Annotated in this window: 8 protein-coding genes; 5 read left to right on the forward strand and 3 right to left on the reverse strand. The window is 36.9% G+C overall.

All coding sequences use genetic code 11. From position 1 onward, the window contains the following. Positions 1-720 precede the first annotated feature (720 nt). From F6K22_RS19955 to gyrA, 3 genes are all read right to left on the reverse strand, one after another. Positions 721-885 carry a hypothetical protein gene (locus tag F6K22_RS19955; protein WP_293101638.1) on the reverse strand — a complete coding sequence of 55 codons (165 nt, stop codon included), beginning with the start codon at positions 883-885 and terminating at the stop codon, positions 721-723. 88 nt (positions 886-973) lie between these two features. Next, positions 974-1,336 (reverse strand): 4a-hydroxytetrahydrobiopterin dehydratase, encoded by a 363-nt coding sequence (locus tag F6K22_RS19960; RefSeq protein ID WP_293101641.1) that lies wholly within the window; start codon positions 1,334-1,336, stop codon positions 974-976. Positions 1,337-1,873: 537 nt separating this feature from the next. Beyond that, on the reverse strand, positions 1,874-4,534 hold the full coding sequence (gene gyrA / locus F6K22_RS19965) for a DNA topoisomerase (ATP-hydrolyzing) subunit A (protein ID WP_293101644.1): 2,661 nt from the start codon (positions 4,532-4,534) through the stop codon (positions 1,874-1,876). 256 nt (positions 4,535-4,790) lie between these two features. On the opposite strand from gyrA, the gene F6K22_RS19970 reads away from it, so the two are divergent. The 5 genes from F6K22_RS19970 (at position 4,791) to F6K22_RS19990 (ending at position 9,544) form a co-directional block, all read left to right on the forward strand. After that, on the forward strand, positions 4,791-5,723 hold the full coding sequence (locus F6K22_RS19970; RefSeq protein ID WP_293101647.1) for a histone deacetylase family protein: 933 nt from the start codon (positions 4,791-4,793) through the stop codon (positions 5,721-5,723). Between the two features lie 1,939 nt (positions 5,724-7,662). Next, positions 7,663-7,806 carry a hypothetical protein gene (locus F6K22_RS19975; RefSeq protein ID WP_293101650.1) on the forward strand — a complete coding sequence of 48 codons (144 nt, stop codon included), beginning with the start codon at positions 7,663-7,665 and terminating at the stop codon, positions 7,804-7,806. A 72-nt stretch (positions 7,807-7,878) separates the two neighbouring features. After that, positions 7,879-8,058 carry a hypothetical protein gene (locus F6K22_RS19980; protein ID WP_293101653.1) on the forward strand — a complete coding sequence of 60 codons (180 nt, stop codon included), beginning with the start codon at positions 7,879-7,881 and terminating at the stop codon, positions 8,056-8,058. 106 nt (positions 8,059-8,164) lie between these two features. After that, the gene (locus tag F6K22_RS19985; protein ID WP_293101656.1) at positions 8,165-8,368 is read left to right on the forward strand and encodes a hypothetical protein; all 204 of its coding nucleotides are present in this window, start codon (positions 8,165-8,167) and stop codon (positions 8,366-8,368) included. A 156-nt stretch (positions 8,369-8,524) separates the two neighbouring features. Beyond that, positions 8,525-9,544, forward strand: coding sequence for an ABC transporter ATP-binding protein (locus F6K22_RS19990; protein WP_293101659.1), 1,020 nt, complete (start codon positions 8,525-8,527; stop codon positions 9,542-9,544). The last annotated feature ends 35 nt before the right edge of the window (positions 9,545-9,579 follow it).

Below are 9,579 nucleotides of genomic sequence, written 5' to 3' on the forward strand. Positions count from 1 at the left end.
ATTATCAACCTGCAATAGGGCGATCGCCACCCAGGGGCTTTATCTAAAATCTAAAAACTGTTCCGTAATAGTTTAATGAGATGAAATCGAAAAAATTGTGCAAATACACAAATATCGCCATTTCCCCATCCCCCCATCTCACTAATCTTTAAGTAGCAAACATTAACGTATTTCATATTTGATATTAATTATCAACCTGCAATAGGGCGATCGCCACCCAGGGACTTTATCTAAAATCTAAAAACTGTTCCGTAATAGTTTAATGAGATGAAATCGAAAAAATTGTGCAAATACACAAATATCGCCATTTCCCCATCCCCCATCTCACTAATCTTTAAGCAGTAAACATTAACGTATTTCATATTTCATATTGATTATCAACCTGCAATAGGGCGTTTCGCTGCGTTTCATGTCGCGCAGCGGTGCGTAGCACTATCGCCACCCAGGGACTTTATCTAAAATCTAAAAACTGTTCCGTAATAGTTCAATTACATGAAATCGAAAAAATTGTGCAAATACACGAATCTAGCCATTTCCCTATCTCCCTATCAATCTTTAGTAGCAAAAATTAACGTATTTCATATTACATAAACTTTTTCGGTTGTGCGTCAGCAAAGTGTGGGATTCGTCAAGTAGGGCTGGCCAATATAATCTAAAAGCACTGATATATCAAGGTTGAGCGCCCACATGGGAGCGAAAAAAGTGCAAATCTTTCAGCCTTTAAGACCAAAAAGTTAGGACGAAAGACAGACATTTCCCAATTAAAGATACAGGTACAATTATTCCTCCTACTTTCGAGCGTCTCCCCACACTTCCCACGCTTCCAACACTTCCAACACTTCCCACACTTCCCACACTTCCCACACTTCCTTGAGGCACTACCACTTTTTCGAGTCCCTAGATTCTTTTTCACACCTATGTATACTTTTTTAAATTAACCTTCTTCCTTCTTTATTCTTCCTTTTTCCTTCTTTTAAAATTTACATTGTTTGTCTGATTTCCAAGTTTTGATTAACTGAGAAATAGTTGTTGCTAACTCGAAGTCTAAAAGGGTTAACCCACCTACATCATGAGTTGTCAAATTTATCGTAACTTGATTGTAAGAAATAGCAATATCTGGATGATGATTTGCTGTTTCTGCTGGTATGACTAAACAATTGACAAAATTTATGGCTTCAACAAAGTTCTGAAATTGATGAGTGTAGGATAATTTATTATCTTTTATTTGCCAATGTTGTAAGTCTTGTAAGCGTTGATAAATTTCTGCGTCACTTAATATTTTTCTCTTGTGAATATTAGTTTCTTGCACTAAGAATAAGGAAGAAGAAAATTCCATAAATTAATATCATATAGCGCTACGCGCAAGGGAAAAGTTAGAAGCGGTGCGACCCCCCGTCGCGTTGGCGTAAGACAGCAAACGCGACGGGGGATGGCGAAGTCGCCTCGCCATATCCAATCGACCAATAGAGGGAATGCGCACTCTTGTGAGGCAAAAGTCAAAAATAATCTATAACTGAGGCGTGAGAATTTAGAAATATTCTAACCTTTACTTCGATTGCTATAATATCCGTTCATTAATTGATAATTGATAATGGATAATTGATAATTACCTCGGGTTTTAACCGAGAGGATTGAAGATCAGGAAATATTATTTCTTTTTTTCCTCTATCCAAGGGGAGGCTTTAAACCAAAATTATTTAATTATTAATAATTAATAATTAATAATTCGGTAAAAGAGCAACGTCAAGCTAGTATATTAGTCGCCAGGAAATTTAGGACATTCTTACTCCTCTCACACTTACTCACAGAAAGAATTTAACTTTTGAGTTCTGAGTGATGTGTCTAGCACTAAAGCGCAACTACAAACAAATATTTATTTTTCTATATCTTCTTCTGTTTCTACTACTTCTACTTCTGTTATTTCTTCTTCTTCTATTTCTATTGTTTCTTCAGTTTCAGTTGCCGGAACTAAAGCAACTTCTGCTATAGCATCTGCATCATCCAGTCTTTGTACCCTAACTCCTGTAGCACTACGAGATTGAATAGAAATAGCATCTATTGCTTGACGAATAATAATTCCTTTTGCAGTAATTATCATCAATTCTTCTGCCTCATTGACTACTCGCAAAGCAGCTACTTGGTCTTGTTTCTTTTTTTTCTGTTTAAATTTAGTAGCAATGCGACCTTTACCACCTCGGTTTTGTAAAGTAAATTGAGAGACTGGTACTCGCTTTCCATAACCATTTGTAGTAATCACTAATACCCAAGGTCCAATATTGTTAGTAGTAGGAACTTCATCACTTTCTACCTCTTCTATTTCATCAGTTTCTATTTCTAACTCTTCCTCTTCTAGTTCTATATTTTCTTCATCTATATCGGCAATTTTTTCCACTATTGAACTGGGTAAAATATCCATACTAATTAACTCATCGGCTTTGATAAGTTTCATAGATTTTACACCTCTAGTATTTCGACCTAAAGGACGCAATTGTTTATCATCTGTTCTAAAGTGAATTGCCATCCCAGAGCTTGAACCAATAATCACACTATCATCAACTCTAGCTCTCCTTACCCATCTTAAACTATCACCTTCTGCAAGAGAAATAGCGATTAACCCATTAGAGCGAATATTAGCAAATGCAGATAAACTTGTTTTTTTGATATATCCACCTTTAGTCAGCATGACTAAATATTCGTCATCGGTAAATTCGGAAACAGGTACAATAGAAGTGACTTTTTCATCTCTAGGAATTGGTAACATTTGCACTATTGGTACCCCTCGCGCTACACGAGAACCAATAGGAATTTGATAAGCATTTAAACAGTAAACAACACCCCTTTGGCTAAAGAACAAAATACTATCATGGTCACAACAACTGAGGAAATGTTCAACTACATCATCTTCTTTCATTTTAGTGCCAGATTTGCCGCGAGTTGCTCGACTTTGAGCCTCAAAAGAATTAATTGGCATCCGTTTAATATAGCCTTGTTCTGTTAATAAAATAATTGCTTTTTCATTGGCAATTAAGTCTGTATCATCTAGCTCTCCTTCTGCTAGTTCAATGACAGTTCGTCTGGGAGTAGCATGACGTTCTTTAATTTCTATAGCTTCCGTTTCAATAATTTCTAAAATCCGTTCCCGTTTAGCTAATATATCTTGTAAGTCAGCAATTTTTAGTAGTAATTCTTCATGTTCTTTTTGAATTTTTTGTGCTTCTAATGCTGTTAATCTTCTTAACTGCATTTGTAAAATTGCATCGGATTGAACTTCAGATAAACCATAATTTTCCATTAACTCTTGTTTGGCAGTAGGGGTATCAGCAGCATGGCGAATTAATTGAATAATTTCATCTAGATTATCTAAAGCAATTAGTAAACCCTGTAATAAATGGTCTCTTTCTTCAGCTTTTCGCAGCTCATATTCTGTTCTCCTGGTAATAGTTTCTACCCTAAATTCTAGGAAAACTTCCAGGTATTTTTTCAGGGTTAATAACTGTGGTTCGGAATTTACCAGTCCTAAAATATTGGCTCCGAAATTTGCTTGTAGTGGAGTTTGTTTATAAAGATTATTCAGTACAACTCTCGGATAAGCATCTCGTTTAAGTTCGATAACGATACGCATTCCAGTACGATCGCTTTCATCCCGGATATCAGAAATACCTTCGATTTTTTTATCATTAACCAGTTCGGCAATTTTTTCAATTAATCCTGCTTTGTTGGTTTGGTAAGGCAACTCAGTGACAATAATAGCTTCCTTGTCAGGACGACCACGGTGTTCAATGGTTTCTATGTTAGCGACACCCCGCATTGTAATGGAACCACGACCAAGAGTGTAAGCATCCCGAATACCTGATTTACCTAGAATTTGAGCGCCTGTAGGAAAATCAGGTCCAGGAATATAGTGCATTAATTCGTTTTCAGTTATTTCTGAATTGTGAATTAGTGCCACCAAACCATCAATCAATTCTCCCAAATTATGGGGAGGAATATTAGTTGCCATCCCTACTGCAATTCCCGATGAACCGTTAAGAAATAGTTGTGGAACGCGAGAAGGAAGTACCAAAGGTTCTTGTTGAGAACCATCAAAGTTATCAGCAAAATCTACTGTATCTGCATCAATATCCCGCAGCATAGCATCGCTGGTCAGTAGTTGCAGACGACATTCCGTATAACGCATCGCAGCAGGGGGATCATTGTCTACAGAACCAAAGTTACCGTGACCTTGGATCAGGGGCGAGCGCATCGAGAAATCTTGAGCCATTCGCACCAAAGCATCGTATACTGCCGTATCACCGTGGGGGTGGTATTTACCCAGTACCTCTCCCACCACACGAGCGCACTTCCGGAAAGGACGGTCTGGAGTTAAACCTAATTCGTGCATAGCATAAAGTATGCGACGATGGACGGGTTTCAGACCATCTCTAGCATCTGGCAACGCCCGACCTACGATTACGCTCATGGCGTATTCTAGGTATGATTGGGACATTTCGTTCCGCAGATCAGTTGGTACAATTCGTGACTCAGAAGTAGTCATATAATGAAAAACTCCATTAAATTTAGAATTAATTAACAACAAACCAAAAAAAATCGGATTTCCTCCAATTAACTTTAGTCTGATTAAAAAATCATGCTGTTTCTATCTAAAATCATAGCACATTTTGTCTAAATATTTGCTCAAATAAATGGAAAAGAGAGAAATATTTCTAGTTGAATGAAAAGTTAAAATATTGGTATAATTGTAGTTAAAAGTTTGAGTCAGTTGGACAAACTCTAATATTTATATTTGTAATATGGTTTCTGTTATTTACTCCGATGAATTTCTCGAACACAAAACTGGTATGCTACACCCAGAGCGACCAGAACGTTTAACTGCTATTGTGGAAACTCTCAAAACCTTTCCCACTCAAAATGGCCAACTCCAATGGCACTCACCCACTCCGGTAGAAAAGCGCGATCCATCATTGATGACACTGCTAGAAAAAGTTCATTCTCCTAGTCATATTCAAGCAATAGCAGAAATAGCTAATGGTGGTGGCGGTTATTTAGATGGGGATACACCAGTTTCTCCTAAAAGTTATGATGTGGCATTGTTAGCGGTAAGTGCTTGGTTAGATGGGGTCGATCTAGTATTGGGAAATGGAAAACCTGCTTTTGTTTTGGCAAGACCCCCCGGACATCATGCTGAAAGTAGACGGGGAATGGGATTTTGCTTATTTTCCAATGCAGCGATCGCCGCTCATTACGCCCTAGAAAAACCAGACATTAACAAAGTTGCCATTCTCGACTGGGATGTACATCATGGTAATGGTACCCAGGAAATTGTAGAAACTAATGAAAATATAGTCTATTGTTCTCTCCATCAATCTCCGTGTTATCCAGGAACAGGGTCTGCTGACGAACATGGTTCTTACAATAACGTACTAAATTTACCCATGTCACCAGGTAGTACAATAGCTATTTATCAAGCAACTTTCGAGCAAAAAATTATACCCTTTTTAGCTAACTTTCAGCCAGATTTATTGATTATTAGTGCTGGTTATGATGCTAACCATGACGACCCATTAGCAGGTATTTCTCTACAACCAAAAGACTATGGATTATTTACAGAATGTTGTTTACAAATAACCCACAAAATATTATTTGGTTTAGAAGGGGGTTATGACTTACCTAGTTTATCTCAGTCAGTATTAGCAACAATTGAAGCTTGTCTTGAAGTCAGGTAAATCATCCCCAAAATATTCACATTTTAAATTCAGAACAATTACTAACTAACTATAACTTAAATCAGTCTATTTAATTGCCAAATACTTAATAATAAAAATCTAATTTTTAGTTGGTAATTGATGAATTATTTTATATAAAATATGGAGATGTTCATTAATGGATAATGGATAATTACCTATGGTTAAAACCGCGAGGGAATTGAATATAAGGAAATATTATTTCTTGTCTTGGTCGATTGGAGGCCAGCGAAGAAACCTCGCCATCCATCGACAGGTTTTTCCCCTATCCAAGGGGAGACTTTAAAAGGTGAATTATTTAATTATTAATTATTAATTATTCGGTAAAATTAAAATTGTTGGTTGAAGCTGATGCATATGTTAACTATAGAAACCCTAAGTGTATCTCTGCAAAGCTTCAGGTTTTTGGCAAAGGAGTCAGGAGTCAGGAGTCAGAGAAATAGGATAGGGGAAAAAAGTAGAAAAATACCCCCATCTCCCCATCTCCCCATCTCTAAATAGATCCGCTTAGGGGTTCTATAGAGCAATAGACCCAGAGGAATTTGTCTTAAGTGAAGCGTATAGGTGAAAATAAAGATATTTTTAATTATTTGGAACTACTTAGGGCTTGCTGATTAAATTTCAAAGTATTTACAGATAAAGGTTTGAGCTTTTTTAGGTCTTGAAAAAGTACAAGATTTTCGCATTTTGGGAGCTCAAAAAGTTAGGATTTTGGGTTGACTATGCTAGAAAAATCAAGGGATAATATAGAATCCGGTTATATAGTATATGTTTATAATTCTATAATTACTTCAATCCCCCATCTCCCCATCCCCCCATCTCCCCATCTCTGCCAACTATACAATAGGTATTCAACCGGATTTGATATAACTCTTTCTCCTGCCTACTCTAAATTCCCCATTTCTCCTGACTCGGTCCTCCTGACTCCTGACTCCTACCCTCACCCATAAGACTTTTTCAGCAAATCCTACTTACTTCACCAGAACTGCAAAAAATAGCAAGGCAAATCCGAAAAATGATAGAACATCGGCGCTGATAGTCATTGAGTTAGTTTATTGAGTTGGTGGATGGTAATGGTGAGAAGAAGGCTGATTTCTGTATTTAGAGACTGTTTGTCAAATAAGTATTAAGAGAGATGTGTAGTGACTAAAATCTAAAAGCGGTAATAGTTCAAGGGATTTAAATCTGGTAGATACCAGAGGTGGAAAAGTACATATATTCCTAGATTTTTAAGTGACAAATAGTTGTCTTGATTTCTTCCTCCCTATTACAGAAAAATAAAGGTTTAAAGCCTCTCACTCGCCGTGGATAAAAAAGCGGTTGTTTGCGGAGCATGACCTTAGGATGGGATGACGAGGTCTCCGTTCCCTCCGGGACGCTACGCGTTTTGCTCCGCAACATGTAAAGTGAAGCTTTGCGAAGCGCAAACGCTTGCCTCCAATCTCCCCTTGAAAAGAAAAAAAATTTCCTTTTTAACCAATCCTCTTATTTTTAAGAAGAGGTAATTATTAATTATTAATTATTAATTATTGAACTATTCCCTATACCCAGTTAAGTGTTCCCTATTTCCTTTTTATATTTCCTGATACATTCAATCTGTTAGTATGAAAACTTGTATCTTATAGTTTAGTAACTCTGGAAAGGTTGGGAATTTAAATATGTGGTATTTCACAACCAGATTTAAGACCAGTGACAAGCATCACCAACAAACACAAATACACTCACATCGAACTTATGATATTAACTAGAAACTAAATTGAGAACAATCATTAACTAATCATTACTCAAATCACCCTATCTAATTACAAAAACCCTAATAATAAAAATGGAAGTTGTAATTACTCATTAGTTAATAATTTATATGAAATTACTCAATATACAACCGACAAAAAACGTACTTGAGGAAGTATATAGTAAAGTGATGTCCTCCAGTGTTATTACTAACGATGAACGCCAAAAAATTCGGCGTGTATTATTGACTGATTATCTAGATGATGATGAATATGCCATCATAGAAACGTTGGTCGATCATGTTAGCCGTGGATTGGTAAAATTTGTTGAATAAAATTGACCTACTTCTGTACTCTGCTAAGTGCCATTTCAGTTATTAGAGAAAACCCTAAATATACAAATAACTATGGCATCAGCAGTTTTAATAGAAAACCTTCAAAAAAATTCTAGTTCATCTGTTGCCTGCTGCCTTTTGCCTCAGCTAATTTTCTGTGATGTTTCACAACTAGATTTAATATCAGTGACAAACATCACCAAAAAACACAAACATACTCACATCGAAGGTATGATATTAACTACAAATTAAATTGAGAACAATCATTAACTAATCATTACTCAAATCACCCTATCTAATTACAAAAACCCTAATAATAAAAATGGAAGTTGTAGTTAGTCATTAGTTAATAATTTATATGAGATTACTCAATGTATCACCAGCAAAAAATGTACTTGAAGAAGTATTCAGTCAAGTAATGTCCTCCAGTGTTATTACTAGCGATGAACGTAAACAGATTGGGAATTTGTTATCCGATGGTTCTCTAGATGATGATGAATATGCCATCATTAACAGGTTGGTTTATCATCTTCGCCGTGGATGGGTAAAATTTGTTGAATGAAATTGACCTACTTCTGTAGTCTGCTGAGTGCCATTTCAGTTATCAGTTATCAGTACCTCTCTGTACCTGAAGTTGGAGGCTTGAAACCTTATTTTTGGCCAAATAAATAATAAACTATTACAATATTCAGGGAAAACCCTGAATATACCAATAACTATGGCACCAGCAGTTTTAATAGAAAACCTTCAAAAAAGTTATGGTTCATCTGTAGCAGTTAAGGACGTTTCCTTTAAGATAGAACCTGGAGAAATATTTGGTTTACTTGGCCCCAACGGCGCTGGCAAAACAACTACCCTACGCGCTCTATGTACTCTAATTACACCAGATGCTGGAAATTTAGAAGTATCCGGTGTTTCCGTAACTGACCAACCGAGAATAGCCAGACAACGCCTTGGCTACGTTGCCCAAGAAGTGGCCTTAGACAAGGTATTAACAGGGCGAGAACTACTGCAACTCCAAGCAGCAATATATCATATCCCTGGCAAACTGGCCAAAGAAAGAATTGATAAAGTGATTTGCCTCCTAGGTATAGAAGATTGGGCGGATAAAAAAACAGGTACTTACTCTGGTGGTATTCGTAAACGTCTCGACTTAGCAGCAGGTTTGCTACATCAACCAGACGTTTTAGTTTTAGACGAACCTACAGTCGGTTTAGACATTGATAGTCGGGTAGCAGTGTGGGATTTTTTGCGTCAGTTGCGAGACTCAGGTACAACAGTTTTAATTACCAGTCACTATCTTGAAGAAGTTGACGCTTTAGCAGACCGGGTAGCTATTATTGACAAAGGTGTAGTCATAGCAACTGGCACTCCTTCTGAACTTAAAGACCGGGTAGGAGGCGATCGCATCACTTTGCGCATTAGAGAATTTTCTCCTACTGAAGAAGCAGAAACAGCAAAAACATTACTTGAACCCCTACCAATAGTTCAAGAAGTGATTATCAATGCTGCTCAGGGCAATTCCTTAAACTTAGTTGTAAAACCTCAGAGTGATGCTTTAATTGCAATTCAACAATCATTGCAAGCAGCAGGTTTACCCATTTTTGGTATTGCTCAAGCGCGACCAAGTTTAGATGACGTTTATTTAGCAGCAACAGGAAAAACTTTAATGGATGCAGAATTAGCTGCTGCCAATAGTCGAGACTTGAAAGCAGAGAAAAAACAAAGTATGCGGTAAATTTTACAGGACTTACACAGAGGTACTATATATAG

The organism is Okeania sp. SIO2F4 (assembly GCF_010672385.1).
Lineage (GTDB): Bacteria > Cyanobacteriota > Cyanobacteriia > Cyanobacteriales > Microcoleaceae > Trichodesmium.

Excerpts from the sequence above, each read along its gene's own strand:
- F6K22_RS19960 (WP_293101641.1), bottom strand. The coding sequence starts at position 1,336 with ATGGAATTTTCTTCTTCCTTATTCTTAGTGCAAGAAACTAATATTCAC.
- gyrA (WP_293101644.1), bottom strand. The coding sequence starts at position 4,534 with ATGACTACTTCTGAGTCACGAATTGTACCAACTGATCTGCGGAACGAA.
- F6K22_RS19970 (WP_293101647.1), top strand. The coding sequence starts at position 4,791 with ATGGTTTCTGTTATTTACTCCGATGAATTTCTCGAACACAAAACTGGT.
- F6K22_RS19975 (WP_293101650.1), top strand. The coding sequence starts at position 7,663 with ATGTCCTCCAGTGTTATTACTAACGATGAACGCCAAAAAATTCGGCGT.
- F6K22_RS19980 (WP_293101653.1), top strand. The coding sequence starts at position 7,879 with ATGGCATCAGCAGTTTTAATAGAAAACCTTCAAAAAAATTCTAGTTCA.
- F6K22_RS19985 (WP_293101656.1), top strand. The coding sequence starts at position 8,165 with ATGAGATTACTCAATGTATCACCAGCAAAAAATGTACTTGAAGAAGTA.
- F6K22_RS19990 (WP_293101659.1), top strand. The coding sequence starts at position 8,525 with ATGGCACCAGCAGTTTTAATAGAAAACCTTCAAAAAAGTTATGGTTCA.